Origin of the sequence: Sphingobacterium rhinopitheci (assembly GCF_022627575.1) — a bacterium.
Classification (GTDB): Bacteria; Bacteroidota; Bacteroidia; order Sphingobacteriales; family Sphingobacteriaceae; genus Sphingobacterium; species Sphingobacterium rhinopitheci.
Map to the genome: position 1 here is coordinate 12,008 of NZ_JADEYQ010000004.1, position 21,803 is coordinate 33,810.

18 protein-coding genes are annotated in these 21,803 nt (G+C 33.6%); 11 read left to right on the forward strand and 7 right to left on the reverse strand.

What is annotated here, in order from left to right; all coding sequences use genetic code 11:
• The first annotated feature begins 130 nt into the window (after positions 1-130).
• Positions 131-3,259, forward strand: a complete 3,129-nt coding sequence (locus IP023_RS06815) for a SusC/RagA family TonB-linked outer membrane protein (RefSeq protein ID WP_241789515.1) — start codon at positions 131-133, stop codon at positions 3,257-3,259.
• An 11-nt stretch (positions 3,260-3,270) separates the two neighbouring features.
• Positions 3,271-4,851: a RagB/SusD family nutrient uptake outer membrane protein gene (locus IP023_RS06820; RefSeq protein WP_241789516.1), complete on the forward strand. Its 1,581-nt coding sequence runs from the start codon at positions 3,271-3,273 to the stop codon at positions 4,849-4,851.
• Positions 4,852-5,077: 226 nt separating this feature from the next.
• Here the strand turns inward: IP023_RS06820 and IP023_RS06825 are convergent, their stop codons facing one another.
• The 5 genes from IP023_RS06825 to folB form a co-directional block, all read right to left on the reverse strand.
• Positions 5,078-5,653: a hypothetical protein gene (locus tag IP023_RS06825; protein ID WP_241789517.1), complete on the reverse strand. Its 576-nt coding sequence runs from the start codon at positions 5,651-5,653 to the stop codon at positions 5,078-5,080.
• Positions 5,654-5,693: 40 nt separating this feature from the next.
• Positions 5,694-6,344, reverse strand: coding sequence for a hypothetical protein (locus IP023_RS06830; RefSeq protein WP_241789518.1), 651 nt, complete (start codon positions 6,342-6,344; stop codon positions 5,694-5,696).
• Positions 6,334-6,828 (reverse strand): RNA polymerase sigma factor, encoded by a 495-nt coding sequence (locus tag IP023_RS06835; RefSeq protein WP_262914382.1) that lies wholly within the window; start codon positions 6,826-6,828, stop codon positions 6,334-6,336. Before IP023_RS06835 ends, IP023_RS06830 begins: the two co-directional genes overlap by 11 nt.
• A 427-nt stretch (positions 6,829-7,255) precedes the next feature.
• Positions 7,256-7,699: an Hsp20/alpha crystallin family protein gene (locus tag IP023_RS06840; RefSeq protein WP_241789520.1), complete on the reverse strand. Its 444-nt coding sequence runs from the start codon at positions 7,697-7,699 to the stop codon at positions 7,256-7,258.
• Between the two features lie 212 nt (positions 7,700-7,911).
• Positions 7,912-8,271, reverse strand: a complete 360-nt coding sequence (gene folB / locus IP023_RS06845) for a dihydroneopterin aldolase (protein ID WP_241789521.1) — start codon at positions 8,269-8,271, stop codon at positions 7,912-7,914.
• Positions 8,272-8,334: 63 nt separating this feature from the next.
• Here folB and IP023_RS06850 point away from each other — a divergent pair, with 63 nt between their 5' ends.
• The 6 genes from IP023_RS06850 to IP023_RS06875 all read left to right on the forward strand — a co-directional run bounded on the left by IP023_RS06850 (position 8,335) and on the right by IP023_RS06875 (position 18,086).
• Positions 8,335-9,069, forward strand: coding sequence for a 3-keto-disaccharide hydrolase (locus IP023_RS06850; RefSeq protein WP_241789522.1), 735 nt, complete (start codon positions 8,335-8,337; stop codon positions 9,067-9,069).
• 67 nt (positions 9,070-9,136) lie between these two features.
• Positions 9,137-11,311, forward strand: a complete 2,175-nt coding sequence (locus IP023_RS06855) for a S9 family peptidase (RefSeq protein WP_241789523.1) — start codon at positions 9,137-9,139, stop codon at positions 11,309-11,311.
• 636 nt (positions 11,312-11,947) lie between these two features.
• Positions 11,948-13,579 carry a sodium/sugar symporter gene (locus IP023_RS06860; RefSeq protein WP_241789524.1) on the forward strand — a complete coding sequence of 544 codons (1,632 nt, stop codon included), beginning with the start codon at positions 11,948-11,950 and terminating at the stop codon, positions 13,577-13,579.
• Positions 13,580-13,699: 120 nt separating this feature from the next.
• On the forward strand, positions 13,700-14,578 hold the full coding sequence (locus IP023_RS06865; RefSeq protein ID WP_241789525.1) for an inositol oxygenase: 879 nt from the start codon (positions 13,700-13,702) through the stop codon (positions 14,576-14,578).
• A gap of 354 nt (positions 14,579-14,932) precedes the next feature.
• Positions 14,933-17,116, forward strand: a complete 2,184-nt coding sequence (locus IP023_RS06870) for an FUSC family protein (RefSeq protein WP_241789526.1) — start codon at positions 14,933-14,935, stop codon at positions 17,114-17,116.
• Positions 17,109-18,086, forward strand: coding sequence for a YpdA family putative bacillithiol disulfide reductase (locus IP023_RS06875; RefSeq protein ID WP_241789527.1), 978 nt, complete (start codon positions 17,109-17,111; stop codon positions 18,084-18,086). The genes IP023_RS06870 and IP023_RS06875 overlap by 8 nt, the downstream gene beginning before the upstream one ends.
• Here IP023_RS06875 and IP023_RS06880 read toward each other — a convergent pair.
• A complete protein-coding gene (locus IP023_RS06880) occupies positions 18,076-18,684 on the reverse strand; it encodes a TetR/AcrR family transcriptional regulator (RefSeq protein ID WP_241789528.1) in 609 nt (202 codons plus the stop codon). The genes IP023_RS06875 and IP023_RS06880 overlap by 11 nt on opposite strands.
• Before the next feature lie 116 nt (positions 18,685-18,800).
• Here IP023_RS06880 and murB point away from each other — a divergent pair, with 116 nt between their 5' ends.
• From murB to IP023_RS06895, 3 genes are all read left to right on the forward strand, one after another.
• Positions 18,801-19,811, forward strand: coding sequence for a UDP-N-acetylmuramate dehydrogenase (murB, locus tag IP023_RS06885; RefSeq protein ID WP_241789529.1), 1,011 nt, complete (start codon positions 18,801-18,803; stop codon positions 19,809-19,811).
• A 259-nt stretch (positions 19,812-20,070) separates the two neighbouring features.
• Positions 20,071-20,574, forward strand: coding sequence for a sigma-70 family RNA polymerase sigma factor (locus tag IP023_RS06890; protein WP_241789530.1), 504 nt, complete (start codon positions 20,071-20,073; stop codon positions 20,572-20,574).
• 19 nt (positions 20,575-20,593) lie between these two features.
• Entirely contained in the window at positions 20,594-20,845 is a 252-nt protein-coding gene (locus tag IP023_RS06895; protein WP_241789531.1) for a cytochrome b5 domain-containing protein, read from the forward strand.
• Between the two features lie 18 nt (positions 20,846-20,863).
• On the opposite strand, the gene IP023_RS06900 is transcribed toward IP023_RS06895, so the two are convergent.
• On the reverse strand, positions 20,864-21,781 hold the full coding sequence (locus IP023_RS06900) for a PfkB family carbohydrate kinase (protein ID WP_241789532.1): 918 nt from the start codon (positions 21,779-21,781) through the stop codon (positions 20,864-20,866).
• Positions 21,782-21,803: the final 22 nt, after the last annotated feature.

Consider the following 21,803-nt stretch of genomic DNA (forward strand, 5'->3'; position numbering starts at 1 on the left):
GCAAATTAATAAGCTATGCAACTTACGCAAACGTTTGATTATTTTTTTTATTCATATTTAAATAATATTATATATAATATTACGGTATAGAAAATAATATTTTCTTTTTCTATAAACCTATTAATATAATATGATGAACAAAATCAAAAATCCGTACCTGGGGAAATTCTACCCAATCACCTCAGCATTAATGCTAGCGTTGATAGTTTCGCAAACAACTTACGCCTCAACACATGGCGTAGTCGAGATGCCTATTACCAACCGTACCCAACAAACCATAATAGGAAATGTGTCTGCAGAAGGCAGCCCACTCGATGGTGTCACTGTATCCATTAAAGAAAAACCTTCTGTAGCAGTATCTACTGATAGTGATGGTCATTTTTCAATCAATGCATCTATTGGTCAAACTTTAGTATTTAAAAGAATTGGCTACGCGACACATGAACAAAAAATAGATAAAAACAACTTACAAGTGATATTACAATCTACTAATGAATCATTAGAAGAGGTAGTTGTAGTAGGATTTGGAACACAAAAGAAAGCTAACTTGACAGGTGCTGTACAAGCTATCAGTGCTAAAGATTTACAAGATCGCCCTATCACAAATGCTTCAACAGCTATGCAGGGTAAATTTGCGGGTGTTACAATTACACAGAATTCAGGTCAACCTGGTAAAGACGGAGGTACAATTCGAATTAGAGGTTTAGGTACTATCAACAATTCAAATCCTTTAGTCATCGTTGATGGTATAGAGAGCTCATTAAATAATATCAATCCAAATGATATAGAGAATATATCGGTATTAAAAGATGGACCAAGTGCAGCTATATATGGTTCCAAAGCAGCCAATGGTGTAATTCTTGTTACCACAAAAAAAGGTAAAATAGGAGAACCGCAGCTCAATTATGCTGGATATGCGGGCTGGCAAAGCCCAACAAGCCTACCCCAATACATGCGTTCTTATGATAATGCTATCATCCTCAATGAAGCTCTTACAAATGAAGGAAGAGCGCTACGTTTCACGGATGAAGAGATTGAGGGCTTTAAAACACATTCTAATCTTGACAAATACCCTGACACAGATTGGTTAGGTTTATTATATACAGGTAGTGGCTTTCAACAATCACATAATATACAATTATCTGGTGCTACAGAAAAAATAAACTACATGGCTTCAGTTGGGTATTTGGGTCAAAAAGGAGTTATTCCTGTTGCAGAATCTAACCGATACAATATACGCACAAACATAGGTGCTAAAATAACTGAACGACTTCATGTTAATCTAGGGATAGCCTACAATTATCAAAAAATAAATGAACCAGTTAATCCCTACACAGGCGATATGGCTCAAATATTCAGACAAGCAAATAGAATCCCTTCGTTTATAGCTTATAAATATTCAAATGGTTATTATGGTTACTACGGAGACGGCAATCCTATAGCATGGTTAGATATGAAATCCATGGATCGTATTAATAATAAACATACACAAATTAACTTTTCGGGAGAATACAAAATATTCGAAGGATTGAAATTCAAACAAGTAGTAGGATTCCAACCATTCGACAATACATCATCAAAATTTGTTAAAGAAATTCAATTTTATAACAATTTAACCGGAGCACCTACACAAAGACAGGGTGTTAACAACCTAACGGTTTACAATGCCGAAATTGAACGCCTTACCTTACAATCTCTATTAACATATGACAAAAGCTTCGGTAAGAATCAAATCAATGCATTAGCAGGTTTCATGGATGAAACCAATACTGCGAATTATTCTTCTGCTTATCGACAAGGATTCCTTAACACAAACTTAGAAGAATTAGTTCTTGGAGATAGTGAGGGTCAAGTCGCAACAGGTGGTGCCCGAAAAAATATTTTACGATCATTTTTTGGTAGATTAAACTACAGTTTTGACGGAAAATATTTAATTGAAGGTAATATTCGTCATGATGGTACTTCCAGATTTATCGGCACCAACAAATGGTCTACATTCCCTTCTTTTTCTGCGGGATGGAGAATCTCACAAGAAAGCTTTTTCCAGAATTCAAGCTTAGCAAATAGTATTTCTGAATTAAAACTTAGAGGTGGTTGGGGTAAATTAGGTAATCAGACACTAATAGCTGTAGCAGAAAATACCTACCCTTCTGCAGATCTATACTACCCTGCTTTAGATGTATTCACATCAGGCTATAACTACCCTATTGGATCAGGATTAGCATCCGGTGGTACAGTTGTATCTCCAGGAAACCCTATGATTCGATGGGAAGAAACTGTAAGTACTAATATTGGAATAGACCTTAACTTTAAAAACAATTTGGGATTTGTAATCGATTATTTTGATCGTAAAACAAATGACATGCTATTAGAACCTCCTGTACCTGCTCAATATGGTGTAAGTAGAGCTCCATACTTTAACGCAGCCAAGGGACGTAACAGAGGTATAGAATTACAAGTTAATTATTCAAACCAATCTGGTGAATTAAAATACAACATCAGTGCTAATGCTTCTTACATCAAGAATGAACTAGCAGATTGGAATCAGCAAGAGCAACCTTATAATAGTTATTTTGTATACAAAATAGGTGCTCCTATGCGTTCATTCTATGGCTATGAAACTTTGGGTATATACCGTACAGATGAAGAATACAAAAACTCCGGAGTAATTGGTGTTAACAACAATGTAGGAGCAGGAGATTTAATCTATAAAGATCAAAATGGCGATGGAAAAATTGATGGTCAAGATCGCGTTTATTTGGGATCGCCAGACCCTAAATACATATTTGGATTAACGGCTAACTTTAATTACAAAGCTTTTGATTTGAGCATGTTTTTCCAAGGTGCTGCAGACGTAAAAGGATACCTTTGGGGCGAAGCGATTGGTACAATTTCTGGCTCCGGAAAACCAAATATTATATTTGAAGATCGTTTCAATAGCGTAACCAACCCAAATGGATCGATGCCTAGAGCATTGACGACATGGGTTCAAAATAGTCCAGAAAATACACCTTCAGATTTTTGGTTACAAAATGCGAGTTATTTACGTTTAAAAAATATAACGCTAGGGTACAATTTGCCACAACATATTGTATCTAGAATGGGTATCAAAGGGTTAAAAGTATATTACAGTGGACAAAATTTATTAACCTTCACCAGTTTTATGAAAGGATTTGATCCAGAAGCTCCTGCGAGCACAAGAGGTAATTATTACCCACAAGTAATAACAAATACATTTGGCCTAAACATTAATTTTTAATACAACAAACCATGCTTAATAAATTTAAATATATCCTTATCGCAAGTGCTATAGGTTTTACATCTTGCGAAACACTAGACCAAATACCACTAGATCAGTTAGAAGTTGAGACATTCTGGAAAACACAGGCTGAAGTTGAGTATGCTGTAACAGGTCTTTATAATGGCTGGGAAGTAGGTTCGCAAATATTCTATATGGATTGTGTATCCGATAATTCGAATTCGGATTTCCCTTGGGAAGGTTTCCAAGCCTTAGGCAACGGTACTGCTAGCCCTACCAATGCAGGAAACGCATCTTCACGATACAGCTATATCCATATCCGAAGAGCAAATTTAATATTGGAAAATATTGATAAAGCACCAATTTCAGAAGATATTATAAAAAGATTAAAAGCAGAAGTACGTGTAATTCGAGCATATAAATACCTTGATTTGGTTACATTATTTGGTGATGTACCTTTAATTACAAATACAACGACATTAGACGAGTCGTATATAGAGGCTACAAAAAGAGCAGAAATATTTGCCTTCGTAGAAAAGGAATTTCAAGAAGCTGCTGCTGACTTACCTACAGTTCCTGAAAAAGGGAGAATGTCTAAAGGCTCAGCTTTAGGATTCTTAGCCCGAACATTCGCATTTCAAAAGAAACACCAAGAAGTTATCACTGTAACTCAACAAATAATTGACCTTGGAGTATACAATTTATTTGCAGATTATGCTGGTATATTTGAAGAAGCAAACAAAGGTAATTCAGAAGTAATATCGGATATTCAATATATAGAGAAGACATTTGGATATACTGACTTGGGTATCATGATCCCCAATTCATTGGGGGGCTGGAGTTCCATTGTACCTACCCAAAAACTAGTAGATGCCTATGAAACCATCGATGGTGAAACGATTGAAGAATCTGCTACTTACGATGTGTTAAAACCATTCAAAGACAGAGACCCTAGATTTGAAGCTACGGTATTATATCCAGGAGCATTATATGCTGGCGATATTTTCGATCCCCTATCTCCAATATCGAAAGATTACCCTTCAGGACCTGACAATGCTTCTAGCACTGCATACAACTATAAAAAATACATCCAAAACCCTAAGGCATATTCTAATGTTTGGAATGTAGGTGTAAATATAATTGTACAACGCTATGCAGAAATATTACTACTTAATGCGGAAGCAAAAATTGAATTAAACACGGTAGATAATACAGTCTATACAAACATCAATCTTGTACGCCAAAGAGCAGGACTACCAGCAGTAGATCAAGCGAAATATAATGGACAAATTAAACTCCGTGAATTGATACGTCGTGAGTTTCGAGCAGAATTTGCAGGTGAAGGAAGACGCTGGTTTGATATCATTCGTTGGGGCATTGCCAATGATGTTATGAATGGTCCTGTATATGGTTCTCTTTCCAAAGGAACTGTAAACCCGACTACTGGCGAAGTAACATTTACCTCTGCTACAGACCGCTTTTATGTTGATGACAGGGTATTTACTGTAGGGAAAAATGAACTTTGGCCAATACCACAATCTGCAATAGATGCTAGCAAAGGTACATTAAAACAAAACCCCGGGTACAATTAAATTAAAAACTAAGATGTTGCTCATTCGAAATCTATGATTTTAAATCAGATTTTAAACTGATCGACTATTTTCAATCCATCACAAAGGACCAAATTCATGTTGAATTCTGGTCCTTTGTCTTTTAACATAGGATAAAAGTAAAAAAATTTTTGATATCAAATCACCTCTATAGTTTTTTAGGATTATACCTATTCTGGATTACTATGTTATTAGTTTATCGATATTATTATTTCACAAATCTTAATTCAGCATGAAATAAGACTTCGACATCTACCAACTCATAATCATCATCGTAAATAGGATTATATAAAAATAGATAAACAGATTTATTGAAATTATCAACCTTAAATATTTTATTATTTAGCAAATCATCAAATTTCTCAATAGTACGAATACCTTCCCAATTATCATAAGTACCTATAGGATGAGGGTCAAAACGATGATCTTTTTGGTCATCATAATACCAATAACTAGGTGCTTGATCCGAAATAAACATACTACGGTCTGCATTAAACAACACTTCTGCCATTCCAGTATTCGCGAACCAAGGTACTTCAAGATCAGCCTCTCCTAATGCGGATAAATAAATATCCCTATCAAAAGTAACTCCGATTAGAAAACCGTTATAACCTTTAGAATTTAGTTTAATTGAAAAGGGTTTATTATTCAGATTATACACATTATGCTTATTCTTTATTTCTATTCCCTTTTGAAAGAAAGATACCTTAAAACTGTTATCCTGCGCTTGTAAGTTACTAGTACTTATACAAAGTAACCAAAAGAAGAGTATTCCTTTTATCATAAAATTTTATTTGTACCAGATAATAAATAATGAAGCAAATTTAAAACTCATTATTATCTCTTAATAAATCTAAGGTAATTTTCAATTGTTTTAAGTGTTTACCATACAAATAATTAATAGCATAATATAAACCTACCATCATCATGATAGTAAAAACTACCATAAATAGTAAAAAAAATGGTAAAAGATCCCCTATATGGTCCATTGATTTAGAAATTAAATTATCCTCTCCTTTTACAAATTTTAAATTTGCGCCAATATACCCCAAACTTAAACCACAAGAAAGGCCCATTATTAACGCTACCAAATTAAATGTATAATAAAAATCAATAAATGATCTCAGTTCGTAATAAAACCACCACAAATTATCCTTCATGGAATAGCTAAGCTTATATGATTTCTTGTAGAAACGGTAAAATTTAAGAAGAAAAAAAACGGCTATAATCGAAAAAGTAATATAAAAACTCCATGCAACAAAAAGTAGTATTTGGTGTACAAAGATTAAATATGGTACCAGCACTAATGCAGCAAGACCGATGATAAGCATAACAATCAATCCCCAGAAATCATTTTTCATATTTCTACGCACCTTATCTATAGCATTGTTACTACGCTTTAATTCTAATGGCGGTATAGATTGATAAGGAATAATCTCCCTACCCCACTGATTTTTTAATTCATCAAAATTCATAGCCTTGTTTTTTTATAATATCTTGTAATTTATCTTTTGTACGATTGAGTTTGACACGTGCATTGCCTTCCGAAATCCCCAATTGCATAGCAATTTCTCGATGAGATTGTCCTTCCAAAAAAAGAAATATCAGTGCTTTCTCGATTTCATTTAATGACTTTACGGCAGTATAAAAGTAAGCTAACTGCTCCTCTTTCTGCTGATGATCGGAATATACTACAGCATCCAATCTATCCGTCAATTCCTCCACTTTTGGACGGCACTTATCTTTCTTGACATATACTAGCGACGTATTTAATGCTACCCGATACATCCATGTAGAAAATAAACTTTTCCCTTGGAATGATGGATAGGAGCGCCACAATTGAAATACCATTTCTTGGAACAAATCCTCACGGTCGACCTCATTATCCATATACAGCTTAGACAGCTTGAACAAGATGGCTTTATGTAATTCGATTTGCTTTAAAAAGTCCTGTTCCAATTTTCCTATCTTTTATTAATCAGTTAGTATTATATTTTTCGAAACGTTACAACAAAAAATATATAATATCTACTGAAGTGTAAAATATAGGCATCTGGCAGCAAAAGTAAATCAAGATTATACGGACAAAATATCGTAAAAGATAATTATGAATATAGAGTCAAAGAAATTAAAATATCATACAAATATGTATTTTGAACACTTCCAGGAAATACATAAAAAAACGTGTATCCAGATAGTACATCTTATTACACTTCCTAACATTGCATTTGTGCTACATTTTACCATAGCAAATTTCCTAAAATAAAATTGGAATATATATAAGACATCAGGTTTTACTAGAATCAAAGATAGATGCCAAATAATTATAAAACATAAAGCCCCTATCAAGGGGCTTATACGATAAAACTAACTACTAATACACTACTTATTCTACTTCAATCAATCTTTTCGCTATAATTGCTTCTTCTTTTTTACCAATTTTCACATTCAAAATACCGTCAACATAGGAAGCAACTATATTACTATAGTCGACCGTTTCTGGCAAGGTAAATGATCTAGAGAAAGAGTTGTAACTATATTCTTTTTTACTATACACTTTCTCTTCTGTCTCGTTGGTCTCCACCTTCTCTACAGAAATACTGATTATATTTTTATCTACGTTAATTTTAAAATCTGACTTCTGTAATCCGGGTGCTGCTAGCTCTATTGCAAAAGCATTTGAAGTCTCTGTAATATTAACTGCAGGAACACGCGTAACCAAACGGTCTGTTACAAATGAATCATTAAACAAATTATCAAATACAGAATTAACAAAAGGGTTAACAACATCTGTATTAACAGCTTTAGTAGGGATTTTAATTAATGCCATATCTTTAACCTCCAATTTTATTTTTATTATTAATTTCTTTCTTAAAAACAACTTATATACCAATCCAAAAAAGAAGACAAAATAACATACAAAAACCAAAAACAATGACAAAAAGTCACTTAAAAGTAACCTAATACAGTCACAGAAGCATAAAAAAGGCGCTCTGTTATTTTTTATATAACAGAGCGCCTTTTGTTAATCGTAAAGATTAGTTATCTAGTATAAGAAAGCGTTACTTGCGAATTTGCTAAATCCCCACCAAAAGGAGGATTTATTTTCCGTATTGCAACTTCAGCAGTTTCTACAAAAGAATATTTCTTTAAAACCATATCTAAAATATCTTCCAAAGCAGACTCTAACAGTTTACGTTTTGGTGTCATTACCTCCAGAAGAATTTGATAAAGCTCTTCATAATTAATCGTATTATTCAAATCCTCGGCATCCGAATTTTTGAATGGAAACGTAACTTCCATATTTACAAAAAATTCATTACCAACGACACGTTCTTCTTCATAAAAACCTATAGGCGAAAAAAAACGAACTTCTCTCAGCGCTACTTTTTGTATTACCATAATATAAAATTAAACATTTTATATGATTCTTTATATATTTACTATACATAACCAAAATAAAATATGAAAAGAATAATCTTAGCAAGTTTTGCGCTATTGGCTACATCCTATATCCAAGCGCAAACAAAATTTCAACCACAAGACACAGAGTTTTACACCCCAAAATTAAGAACGGTAGAGACAGCGCCAAACAAAGCGCCAAGTGATGCAATACAATTATTCAATGGGGCAAATTTAAATCAATGGGTAAGTAGTAAAGATCCTTCCAAACCGGCGGATTGGCTAGTTGAAAATGGCATTCTTACGGTAAAACCTAAAAGTGGTGATATTCAAACAAAGGAAAATTTTGAAGACTTTCAATTACATCTTGAATGGCGTAGCCCCTTAGAAATCAAAGGAGAAGGACAAGGTAGAGGTAACTCTGGTATATTCCTACAAGGTCTATACGAATTACAAATCTTAGACAACAACAACAATCCCACCTACGTGAATGGTCAAGCAGCCGCTTTATATAAACAGCAACCTCCGTTACTCACAGCAACAAAAAAACCTGGGGAATGGCATACATATGATATTTTATACAGCGCTCCGAAATTCAACAAAGATGGTATCTTAGTGAAAAAAGGAACTATTACGATGCTACATAATGGAGTGGTCGTACATTATAATACACAAATTGAAGGAACGACGGAATACATTGGTTTACCACAACAAAAATCTCATGGTGCAGGTCCTATCATTTTACAAGATCATAATGATGCTGTAAGTTTCCGAAATATTTGGATAAGACCGTTATAATTTTACAAACGTAATTATATAATCTATGCTGAATTAATTAATTTCGGGCCTTTATACCATATTTACAATGAAGAAAATCTTATTCGCATTATTAATAAGTTCAACAACATGCGCTTATGCACAGCGTAATTTCACAATTGATGAAACAGTATATGGGCCCAGTAAATTTGCTCCAAAATCATTATCATCAACACAATGGGCCAAAAACGCTGATATTTTCACCCATTTAGACGATTCATATCAATATTTAATAGCTCGCGATGCCAAAAATTATTGGAAACCTCAACAAATAGCTTCGCTCGATGAAATCCAAGCTGCTATAAATAGCAGTATAGGAGATGGCATAATAAAGCTTAAATATTTTCCCTCGCAATACCAATGGATAGATCAAAATACTATTGCATTCGATATCCCTTCTCCAGAAAACACATACTCTTTTCACTATAATATTGGTTCCAAAAAGGCTAAAGTAGTCCATAAATTACCAACTAAAAGTACCAATCCGGAATTTACAACCAATAATAGTCAGACGGCTTACCTAATCGGAAATAACATCGAAATATTAAGCCAAGATGGACGCAAAATACAGGTAACCAAAGATACTATTGACGGCATAGTAAACGGTAGTGACAACACACATAGGCAAGAATTTGGGATCAATAAAGGTATGTGGTGGTCACCCAACAACCAAAATCTATTATTCTACAAAAAGGATGAGACAATGGTTAGCAAGTACCCATTACCACAATGGGATATGCCTGTAGCTACTATCGATAATACCCGTTACCCCATGGCGGGAATGAAAAGTGAAGAGGTGAATCTGATCATTTACAATACGATTAATAACCACTTTACAACATTAAAAACAGGTGAACCAAAAGAACAATACCTAACGACAGTAACATGGGATCCTTCTAATGAATATGTATATGTCGGAATCTTGAACCGCGGACAAGATCACCTTAAACTCAATAAATATAATGCTAAAACGGGAGATTTAGTTAAAACATTATTTGAAGAAACTTCAAATACATGGGTAGAGCCACAAAATCCACTTATTTTTATTCCTAATAATCCAGATCAGTTTTTATATCAAACGGACAAGGATGGTTTCAACCAATTGTACCTATATAATGCAGAAGGAAAATTAATTAAAAATTTAGGATATAAAGATGTAATCGTAATTGACTTCAAAGGCTTTAATAGTTCTTATAACAAAGCTTATTATACGGGAGCAACAAATAAAGGATTAGAACGTCACTTGTTTGAAGTAGATCTTAAAACAGGAAAAACAATACAGCTTACTACAACCAACGGAACACATAATGCTAATATTAGCCCATCTGGCAAATATATATTAGACCAATACAGTAATTTGAATACACCTAATAAAATTCAAATTATAGACACCAAAACAAATAAGGCAACAACTATTCTTGATGCACAAAACCCATTTGACGGAACTATCAATTTACCAAAGATTGAATTTTTAGAGTTTTTATCCCCAGATGATAAAACACCACTAAATGCACGTATCACCTACCCTACCAACTTTGATCCTACAAAAAAATACCCCGTTATGGTTTATTTATACGGAGGATCACATGCACAGTTGGTGACGGATAGATGGCTCGGTGGTGCTGGATATTTCGATTTATATATGGCTCAAAATGGCTATATCGTGTTTACACTAGACAATCGTGGCTCAGATGCGCGTGGTAGAGATTTTACACGTGTCACGCATCGTCAATTGGGAGAAGCTGAAATGGAGGATCAATTAGTAGGTATCGACTATTTAAAATCTTTACCATATGTCAATAAAGATAAGATGGGCATCTTCGGATGGAGCTATGGCGGATATATGACAACTTCATTAATGACAAAACACAACGATATTTTCAATACTGGTGTCGCTGGAGGTCCAGTGATGGATTGGCATCTGTATGAGGTCATGTATGGCGAGCGTTACATGGATACACCACAAGAAAACCCCGAAGGATATAAAAAGACTTCTTTATTAAATAAAGCAGACAAACTAAAAGGAAATCTACTGATTATTCACGGTGCACAAGATCCAGTAGTCGTACAGCAACACAGCATGCAATTTGTAGAGCAAGCTATTAAAGCGGGCAAGGAAGTTGATTATTTCCTATATCCTACGCATGAACACAACGTTAGAGGCAAAGATAGAATTCACATGTATCAGAAAATAGCTAAATATTTTGACATACATTTAAAGTAACTTCACAGCTTTCACCTGCTTCAATAGGTTGATTTTCAATGAAAATTAACCTATTTTAGTTTTATTTAAATACGACTAGGAATTAGCCCATAGATTACTTTCAAACCGACAAAACCTTCCGTATACTCCCAACCTATTCGCGGATAAACATTTTCTTATTGCTATAATTTTAAAAGGTCAATTCAAGCTATTATTATTTCAAAATAATAATTTAGAAATTATTAAGTTTCTTAAAAAACTTATAGGTTACCTCTTTAATTCCCCCATACATAATTCTATCTATGATTAAAAATAGAATTCAGGTAGGAAAACCAACCATACGAATTCAATCTGCTTAAATTCCAAAACTCACCTTTATTATTTTTTTCTGACAATTATATAAAGCATTAGAACCTTTTAAAGTTTTTATACCCCTTTATTAACATCTTTAAAATTAACCTTTGCTTTATATTAAATAAATATCACTAAAAAAGAAAACGTTTTCGTAAAAAAAATAGAAAATTAATTAACTAACGAGAAAGTATTTATTTAACTTAGATTGACCAATTTACATAAATAATATAATTAAAATTTATACACCTGGATGCCGAAAGACATCATAGTATCGCTAAATTTTAATTACTAACTCCAAAACATATGAATCAACTCAAGACAGGTGATTATGCCGTATTCTTCGTTTACTTTCTACTTGTGGCTTTATATGGCTACTATATTTATACCCGAAGGAAATCAAAAGATCTGGATTCCAAGGATTTTTTCCTCGCTGAAGGATCTTTAACATGGTGGGCAATTGGTGCCTCACTTATTGCTTCAAACATTTCGGCTGAACATTTTATTGGCATGTCCGGATCTGGATTTGCATTAGGATTAGCCATCGCTACATATGAATGGATGGCAGCTGCTACTTTAATTATTGTGGCAGTATATTTCATTCCTGTTTACTTGAAAAATGGCATTTATACCATGCCTCAATTTTTACAAAAGCGCTATAATAACACCGTAAGTACAGTGATGGCCGTTTTTTGGCTATTGGTATATGTATTTGTAAACCTTACCTCTATTATTTATCTGGGTGCGCTTGCTATATCTTCCATTTCTACCATCCCGTTTACATGGAGCATTGTAGGCTTGTCTATAAGTGCCGTTATTGTGACACTAGGGGGAATGAAAGTTATCGGTTACACTGATGTCATACAGGTATTTGTATTGATTTTAGGCGGCTTAGTAACTACTTATTTAGCGCTTAATTTAGTATCAGAGCATTTTGGATATGGCAATGACATATTAAAAGGACTGGTCATAATAAAAGAAAAAGCTCCATTGCATTTCGAAATGATATTCGACAAGTCAAATTTATATTATCGGGATTTACCCGGTTTGAGTGTATTGATTGGCGGTATGTGGATCAACAATTTAAATTATTGGGGTTGTAATCAATACATTGTTCAACGTGCATTAGGAGCTGATTTAAAGACAGCGCGAAAAGGTATTCTCTTTGCTGCTTTTCTCAAACTGTTAATTCCTATCATAGCTGTTCTCCCAGGTATCATCGCTTTTGTCCTTTATCAAAATGGAATGTTTCAAACAGAAATGAAAGATTCATTAGGTGTCGTAAAGCCAGATCACGCCTATCCTACATTATTAAACTTATTGCCTGAAGGTATAAAAGGATTGGCATTTGCAGCATTAGTAGCCGCTATCATCTCCTCCCTTGCGGGACAAGCCAATAGTATATCGACAATATTTTCATTGGATATTTACCATAAATTTTTTGATAAGAATGCCTCGGAGAAAAAAATCGTCCGTACAGGAAGATGGACTGTTATCTTATCCTTGTTAATCGCAAGTGTGGTAGCCCCTGCCCTAAGCACTTTGGATCAAGCATACCAATTTATTCAAGAATATGTTGGTTTCATTTCGCCCGGTGTTCTAGCGATTTTCCTATTTGGATTTTTCTGGCGTCGTACGACATCCGCAGCGGCACTAACGGCAGCTTTATTAACAATTCCACTTTCTGTGGTATTAAAATTTTTACCGGTTTGGACGGGTGGAGCATTTCCTGATTATCCTTTCTTAGACCGTATGTCAATAGTTTTTGTGACGCTTATTATTCTGATCGTCATCATAAGCTTATTGGACCGCAAAAGCAAAGATGCTCCCGTTATCATAGAAGTAGATCCATCTGAATTTAGGTGTTCCCCAGGTTTTATTGTGGGCTCAGTCGTGATCGTCGGCATTCTAACCGCTTTATATACCGTGTTTTGGTAGCATTTATTAATAGAGATATCTTAATAAAGAGCTTTACGGAGAATGTAATAAACAATTGCAAGATTGACAATTCATACGCACAAAGTATGATAAAAAAATAATTAGTAAAATATAATAACAATGAAAAAGACAATGAATTTTACAGAGAAAGAGAAGAACCCTTTGAAGAGCATTGAGGTTTGGGAGGATGACGTATTAATTCGATATCCAGAAGAAAAAGTAAAAAAAAGTGAGGCTGAATACCGCAATTATGATACGCCAGACAGGGACACTGTTAGGGAGTTTTATAGGATGAACCATAAACATCAAACTTACGATTTTGTACAGGAAAAAAGGCACGATTTTCTACAATTCAATCGCAAAGAAATGACTATATGGGGAGCTATGGAATTTTTGAACACATTAGTTGATGATTCTGATCCAGATATTGATTTAGATCAATTGCAGCATTTACTACAGACGGCTGAAGCTATACGTGCAGACGGGCATCCAGATTGGTTCGTTCTAACTGGATTTATTCATGACATGGGCAAAATATTGTGTCTATTTGGAGAGCCACAGTGGGCAGTAGTAGGTGATACCTTCCCTGTAGGTTGTAGATTTTCCGACAAAATCGTTTATTCCGAATTTTTTGAGGCGAACCCAGATAATCAGGACGAGCGGTACAATTCGAAATATGGCGTATATAAACCTAACTGTGGCTTAGAAAATGTGCAAATGTCATGGGGACACGATGAGTATCTCTATCAAATACTAAAGGATTATTTACCAGAGGAGGCACAGTATATGATACGTTATCATTCATTTTACTCGCAGCATAGGGATCATGCTTACGATCATTTAATGACAAGTCATGACCATAAAATGTTCGAATGGGTGGATAAATTCAACCCATACGACTTATATTCTAAAAGTCCAAAACCACCTGTCATAAGTGAATTAAAACCTTATTATGAGGATCTTATTGCTAAGTATTTACCAAAAACAGTAAAAATGTGATTTTTTTTAAACAAAAATCCTTACACAATACGAAGTAAAAAACACAACTTACACTAGAGGTTATTCCATAATAAATGAATTACTTTTGCTTATTATGAATAAACGCAATTTGAAAAAAAATAAATAATTCGTTTAGATAATTAATAAAAATAGCTACGTACGTTGTTATTCATCTTAAATAACTGAAGAGGCTGTCCAAAAAAGGCAGCCTTTTTATAATGCTGAATTTCTAGGTATGTGATTATTGTTCCATTATCAAATAAATAACTATAAAAGAGATATTAAAGCTATTTAATATAAGACAATTGCAATATATTTAGTTCCTTTGTTTAACTAAATAATGTCGATTTCTGCATGAAAAAAACAGAAGAAATAAGTAGTTTTTTTTACGGTCAATATTTTGCTGAAGGCCTACGTATTACAATAGGAACTATAATTCCCGTGATAGTATGTGCTATATTTGGAGAGTTCAAAACAGGAACGCTTATTTCCTTGGGTGCGCTCATAGTGGGATTATCGGATACACCAGGAGCACCACATCACCGAAAACTAGGAATGTTCTATTGTACTATATTGAGCATCTTTACGATGATCATTACCTGTTTAGTGAATAACTCACTCCCATTAATGACTATCACGATAGCCGCAATATCCTTTGTAGGTGCTATGCTTGCTGTATTTAACTCTAGAGCATCCACTATTGGTATGATGTGCATTCTGATAATGCTAATTAATATAGACGACGTTTACACATATAAAGAAGAACTTATTTTTTTATTGTACTTTATTATAGGGGCACTTTGGTATATGCTGGTTAGTTTTTCGATTATGCAGGTCAGACCTTATCGACTCGCTCAACAAGAGCTTTCAGAAACTATTATTCATGTTGCGGACTATATCAGACTAAAAGCCAACTTTTACAATACCAAAAGCGATGTTGATGCAAATTACCTTAAGCTTATCGATAAACAAGTTTTAATCAATGAACACCAAGAAAATCTTAGGGATATTTTATTTCAAAGCAAACGATCTATAAAGGATACCACAAAAGAAGGACGTTATCTAACCCTAATATTTAATGATATCGTAGATTTATTCGAACAGAGCATGACTACGCATTACGATTATGATACTATTCGTAATAACTATGCTGAATCGGGCATATTAGATAACATCAAAGCTATATTAGCAAAGATAACGCATGAATTGGATAACATTGGTTATAAAATAAATGCTAACAAAACACCTATTCCCATATACAATTTTGAAGAAGAGATTGATAAATTAAGAATAGCGATAGAAAATTACGATTCAACTCATGATAGAAACTCAATACCGTTAAAAAAAATCGTTATTAATATCCGTACGATAACAAAACATTTAAAGGATATTTTTTACTATGCGCAGTTTAAATCAATAAGTATTGAGAAGACGGAAATTGACGAAAGCAAAAAGTTTATCAAAACAGATGTACTAAACTGGCAAAGCTTCAAAGACAATTTGAGTTTGAATTCTTCGGTATTTAGACATGCTCTACGCATGTCTATTGTACTTTCAGGAACATACCTAATTCTCAATTTTTTCTCCTTTCAGCTTCAAGCGATTTATTGGATACTATTGACCGTGCTGGTAATCCTCAAACCCGGTTTTGGTCTTACCAAAGAAAGAAACTTACAACGATTGATAGGTACTGTAATAGGCGGTATCATTGGAGGGTTAATACTCTTTACGATTCACGATATCAATGTTCGTTTTGGTATATTAATATTATTCTTTTTGATTGCATATAGTTTGTTTCGCGTCAACTACATTATGGCAGTTATCTTTATGACGCCTTATGTACTTATTATGCTTAGTTTCACGGGGACCAATTCTATTGAGATGGCTCAAGAAAGAATAATAGATACTTTTATAGGTGGTACGATCGCATTTTTATCAAGCTATATTATTTTCCCCAATTGGGAAAGTTTTCAAATTAAAAGCAATATGCGCAGTCTACTGATAGCCAACTATCAATACATTGCACAGGCGATCATACTATTATCCAAAAAAGAATTAAGTACAACAGATTACAAGCTTGCACGAAAGGAAGTATATATTGCGTCAGCGAATATGGGATCTACATTTCAACGTTTGTTGACAGAGCCAAAATGGAGACAAAATATAACAAAAGAAGTCAATCGATTTGTAATCTTAAATCATATCTTCTCCTCTTATTCAGCTACATTAATGACACAATTGAGGAATGCTGACACTTCATATTTTACTAATACGCATTTGAGGTTATTATACAAATCACTCCATATATTAGAGAAGTTAATCTATTCTTTGGAGGATACATATAATGTAGTGGATTTTGCCCCTATCGGTGATATGGTTAAACTAGAAGATGGAGATAGTAGTTCTGATGATGGTAAATTAATCGAAGATCAACTGCAGTTTCTACTAAAAATAACAACAGATTTACAAAAGATAACAAATGACTTCACTTCGAAAAGTGAAGAAATAGAAATAAAAAACAGCTTAGCAAATGGATAATATTTACGACATCGTTATTATAGGAGCAGGACCAATAGGCATAGCATGTGCTATTGAAGCTAAAAAAAACAATCTATCTTATATTATACTTGAGAAGGGATGTTTAGTTAATTCATTATACAATTACCCTGTTAATATGACCTTCTTTTCGACCTCCGAAAAGTTGGAAATTGGTGATACACCATTTGTCACTACCCATCCTAAACCAAAGCGCACAGAAGCATTAGAATATTACCGAAGAATACATAACAAATTTGAGCTGCAGACAAAATTATTTGAAGCTGTCACAGATTGTGATAAACACAATGATATTTTCAACATAACGACGACAAAAAATAAGTATAAAGCAAAGAATATAATCGTTGCTACCGGGTTTTACGACATCCCTATGTTACTAAATATACCAGGCGAAGAATTGGAGAAAGTAAAACATTATTATAATGACCCACATTATTATTCAGGTCAGCATGTTATTGTCGTAGGGGCCAGTAACTCATCTATAGATGCAGCATTGGAAACTTACCGCAAAGGTGCTAAAGTAACCTTAGTAATACGCTCTAATGAGATAAGTCAACGTGTTAAATATTGGGTGAGGCCTGATATTGAAAATAGAATTGCAGAAGGAGAAATAGATGTATTTTATAACAGTAATATCACCGAAATAACAGCATCTGCCGCAAGTATCTCCACACCTAATGGGGTTATAACAATCCCAAATGATTTTGTGTTGGCATTAACAGGTTATAGACCCAACTTCGAACTATTATCTCATTTTGGAATACAAATGGATCCTAGGAATTCGATGATTCCACATCATGACGCAATGACCATGGAAACAAATATTACTAATATGTATTTGGCAGGTGTCGTTTGTGGTGGTCTCAATACCCACCTATGGTTTATCGAAAATTCAAGAATACATGCAGTGCGCATCATCCAAGATATCCTACTAAAACAAGCTAATTTTTAAGCCCTCTAACAAAAATATGTGCGATTTTCTTTTGAAGTAGAAGAACAGAATCAAATTCATCTTTATGAGGAACAAAATAATTTTTAAAATCTTTCATTACCACAGAACGCATGCCCATACAAGCATTTAGAAAAATATTTGCTATTTCATCTGTATCTATTGGGGTCAATTCACCACTTTGCACAGCATAATCAAGCACCATTTTGACTAAATCTTTTTGATCTTTAAAAGATTTCATCAATAATTCATTGATATCATTCGGTGTGTCTTTACGATTTAACAGCGTATATTCAATGATGTAGAAATACTTTTTCAAATAAGCTATCCTATTTTCCAAAACTATATAAAGCCCTTCTTCAGCAGTAATTTGAGGATGTATCAATTTCGTGATCTCCTCTTTAAGCTCCTCCGCAATATCTTCAACAACCGCTTTGAACAAGCTAGATTTGTCGGGAAAATAATAGTATAATAAAGCCTTAGAAAAAGCTAAATCTTTAGCAATTTCAGCCATTGTGGTTTTTGCTAAACCATAATGAGCAAAACGTTTCTTTGCTACTTCTAAGATCTTACCTCTCTTTTCGTCTGCGTTTTTTGGCATGTGATATGAAAAAAAATTATCCTTAATACGTGCTTTCTGTTATCTTTACACAACTTTTGAATTAAAGATAATACTTTGATTTGAATTTTTAAAGGTAAAAGTCAAAAACATCATAAGTGGAAGTACAACATAATATATCCCTAAAAAATCACAACACATTCGGAGTAGAAGCTATCGCAAACACTTTTATTGAAGTCCATAATGAAAAGGATTTAGTAGATATTTTCAAACAAGGAATATTTAAGGAACCTTTTTTTATTCTTGGTGGCGGAAGTAACATTCTATTTACTAAAGATTTTGAGGGTACTATTATAAAAATAAATAATAAAGGGATTCAGCATTTCATCGAAGGCAACAACATTTACATTACTGCTGCTGCTGGTGAGATATGGAACGATTTAGTATGGTACTGTATTGATCATAATTTTCCTGGCTTAGAAAATATGGCTTTAATACCTGGTACAGTTGGCGCTTCTCCTGTACAAAATATTGGCGCCTATGGTGTTGAATTAATGGATATTTTTCACACTTGTAGGGCATTTGACAGCTATACGGGTGAAATAAGAACATTTACAAATAAAGATTGTGCTTTTACCTATAGAGATAGTATTTTCAAATCCAAATATAAAGGAAGATATATCATTATGTCTGTCACCTACAACTTAAAGATACATACACCTTTGAACACAAGTTACGGTTCTATAGAAAATGAACTTGTTAAAAGATCTATTTCAAAACCTACAATTAAAGATATTGCTGAAGTAGTATCGCATATTCGAGTAGAAAAACTACCTGATCCTACTACGATAGGCAATGCTGGTTCTTTCTTTAAGAATCCAATAATCGATGTAAATAAATTAAACAACCTGTTAAAAATATATCCAGATATAGCTTACTATACATTAGATAATGGATTATATAAACTAGCTGCTGGTTGGCTTATTGAAACTTGTGGATGGAAAGGCAAACAAGTAGGTAATGTTATTATTTGGAAAAATCAGGCTCTTGTAATTACTAATTCAGGAAAAGCAACCGGCATCGAAATATATGATGTATCCTCACTCATAATTAAAGACGTACAATTGAAATTTGATATTGAATTAGAGCGTGAAGTAAACATATTATAATTTTTACTGAAATATTTTTTTTTATTTTTCACTACGAAAAAGTTCTCTAAACTAATTAAACAAAGATTTTGTTTGTTTACGATATTTTTTTTGTCATTAAACAACAAAAAGAACAAAACTTTAGCACGGTGTTTGTTTAGTTAAAAACAAGTAATAAAATTCATCAAATTATTAACAATCGGTAAATCTAATTACTTCACCTGAGGCCCTTGTAAATACTGGTAATTATATTAACTAAAAAACAATAAACGACACCGCTATGAACAAATTTGAATTCAACTCTCTGGTTATTCATCACTCCGACTCATTAAAATCCTATGCGCGGAATTTCACAAAGAATAATGAAGATGCCAATGATTTAGTGCAAGAAACTATGTTAAAAGCAATTACTTATTTTAGCAACTTTCGAGATGGAACAAATTTAAAAGGTTGGCTTTATACCATAATGAAAAATACTTTCATTAACAATTACAGAAGAATCAACAAAACAAATAGTCTTATTACCAAAGAAGAAGAGATATCTGCTGCTAATTTAGTTGTTTCATCTACAAAGAACATGGGAGAGAATAAATTCGTAATGGAAGACATCAATATTGCGTTAAACAATCTTTCGGAAGATTATTATACGCCATTTACGATGTATTTCGAAGGGTATAAGTATCATGAAATATCAGAGCAATTAAGCATTCCTATCGGTACCGTTAAGACGAGAATACACGTAGCGCGCAAGGCCATGAAAAAAACTTTATCGTGCTATAAATAGTTAATTGTAGTTTTACTACATGATTGAAGACAATACAGTATTCCCGAGCTATACAAAATCACAGTTAGCCTTGCGGAATGGACAAGATAAACCAGCAATATGGGTTGCATTCAATGGTTACATTTACGATGTAACAGAAAGTAGACTTTGGAATAAAGGGAAACATTATGAACATTGGGCGGGTCAGGATCTTACCGAAGAATTAAAGGATGCTCCACATAATGAAAGCGTATTCAAGAAATTTAATATAATAGGGGTCCTGTTAGGATAAATTTGATATTAGCGAATACTATTCGCTAATATCAAATTTTGACAAGGAAACGAATTCTTTTATTCGATCCGATATTTCTTCATCGTTTAATGACTGTAATCTGTCAGTACCAAACGCTTCTACACAAAACGATGCTAGAGCAGCACCATAAATTATTGCATTTTTCATATTAGAAAAGTTAATACTTTTTACTTTAGCTAAATAACCTATAAAGCCACCCGCAAAAGTATCTCCTGCACCAGTAGGATCAAATACATCAGCTAACGGTAGTGCGGGTGCAGAAAATATTTGGCCTTCACCAAATAATAATGACCCATGCTCTCCTTTTTTGATAATTAAATATCTTGGGCCCATATCTAATATTTTATTAGCGGCTTTTACTAATGAATATTCCCCCGACAATTGACGGGCTTCAGAATCATTAATAGTCAAAATATCAACACGCTTCAATACTTCTTTCAGATCATCCAAAGCAACATCCATCCAATAGTTCATCGTATCTAAAACGACCAACTTAGGTTGCTTATGTAAACGATTCAAAACAGTCATCTGTACATTAGGTGTTAGATTACCTAACAAAAGGTATTCACAATCTTGATATGATGGAGGAACTTTAGGGTCAAAATCAGCTAATACGTTTAGATCTGTAGCCAATGTGTCCCTGCTATTCATATCATTATGGTATTTCCCTGACCAGAAAAAAGATTTCCCTCCTGTAATCACTTCGATACCTTCTATAGCTATATTTCTATTTTTGATAATATTTATATTGTCCCCAAAATCATCACCTACTACACTGATTAATTTGACATTATCATATAAAAAAGAAGCGGCAAGTCCTGCATATACTACAGCACCACCTACAACCTTATCTGCTTTTCCGAAAGGGGTTTCAATAGCATCAAATGCCATCGTCCCAACTAATACTAAACTCATAATATTAAAATATATGAATATA

What these genes read in the sequence shown, in the direction of transcription:
- IP023_RS06815 (WP_241789515.1), top strand. Translation starts at nt 131, where the DNA reads ATGATGAACAAAATCAAAAATCCGTACCTGGGGAAATTCTACCCAATC.
- IP023_RS06820 (WP_241789516.1), top strand. Translation starts at nt 3,271, where the DNA reads ATGCTTAATAAATTTAAATATATCCTTATCGCAAGTGCTATAGGTTTT.
- IP023_RS06825 (WP_241789517.1), bottom strand. Translation starts at nt 5,653, where the DNA reads ATGATAAAAGGAATACTCTTCTTTTGGTTACTTTGTATAAGTACTAGT.
- IP023_RS06830 (WP_241789518.1), bottom strand. Translation starts at nt 6,344, where the DNA reads ATGAATTTTGATGAATTAAAAAATCAGTGGGGTAGGGAGATTATTCCT.
- IP023_RS06840 (WP_241789520.1), bottom strand. Translation starts at nt 7,699, where the DNA reads ATGGCATTAATTAAAATCCCTACTAAAGCTGTTAATACAGATGTTGTT.
- folB (WP_241789521.1), bottom strand. Translation starts at nt 8,271, where the DNA reads ATGGTAATACAAAAAGTAGCGCTGAGAGAAGTTCGTTTTTTTTCGCCT.
- IP023_RS06850 (WP_241789522.1), top strand. Translation starts at nt 8,335, where the DNA reads ATGAAAAGAATAATCTTAGCAAGTTTTGCGCTATTGGCTACATCCTAT.
- IP023_RS06855 (WP_241789523.1), top strand. Translation starts at nt 9,137, where the DNA reads ATGAAGAAAATCTTATTCGCATTATTAATAAGTTCAACAACATGCGCT.
- IP023_RS06860 (WP_241789524.1), top strand. Translation starts at nt 11,948, where the DNA reads ATGAATCAACTCAAGACAGGTGATTATGCCGTATTCTTCGTTTACTTT.
- IP023_RS06865 (WP_241789525.1), top strand. Translation starts at nt 13,700, where the DNA reads ATGAAAAAGACAATGAATTTTACAGAGAAAGAGAAGAACCCTTTGAAG.
- IP023_RS06870 (WP_241789526.1), top strand. Translation starts at nt 14,933, where the DNA reads ATGAAAAAAACAGAAGAAATAAGTAGTTTTTTTTACGGTCAATATTTT.
- IP023_RS06875 (WP_241789527.1), top strand. Translation starts at nt 17,109, where the DNA reads ATGGATAATATTTACGACATCGTTATTATAGGAGCAGGACCAATAGGC.
- IP023_RS06880 (WP_241789528.1), bottom strand. Translation starts at nt 18,684, where the DNA reads ATGCCAAAAAACGCAGACGAAAAGAGAGGTAAGATCTTAGAAGTAGCA.
- IP023_RS06890 (WP_241789530.1), top strand. Translation starts at nt 20,071, where the DNA reads ATGAACAAATTTGAATTCAACTCTCTGGTTATTCATCACTCCGACTCA.
- IP023_RS06895 (WP_241789531.1), top strand. Translation starts at nt 20,594, where the DNA reads ATGATTGAAGACAATACAGTATTCCCGAGCTATACAAAATCACAGTTA.
- IP023_RS06900 (WP_241789532.1), bottom strand. Translation starts at nt 21,781, where the DNA reads ATGAGTTTAGTATTAGTTGGGACGATGGCATTTGATGCTATTGAAACC.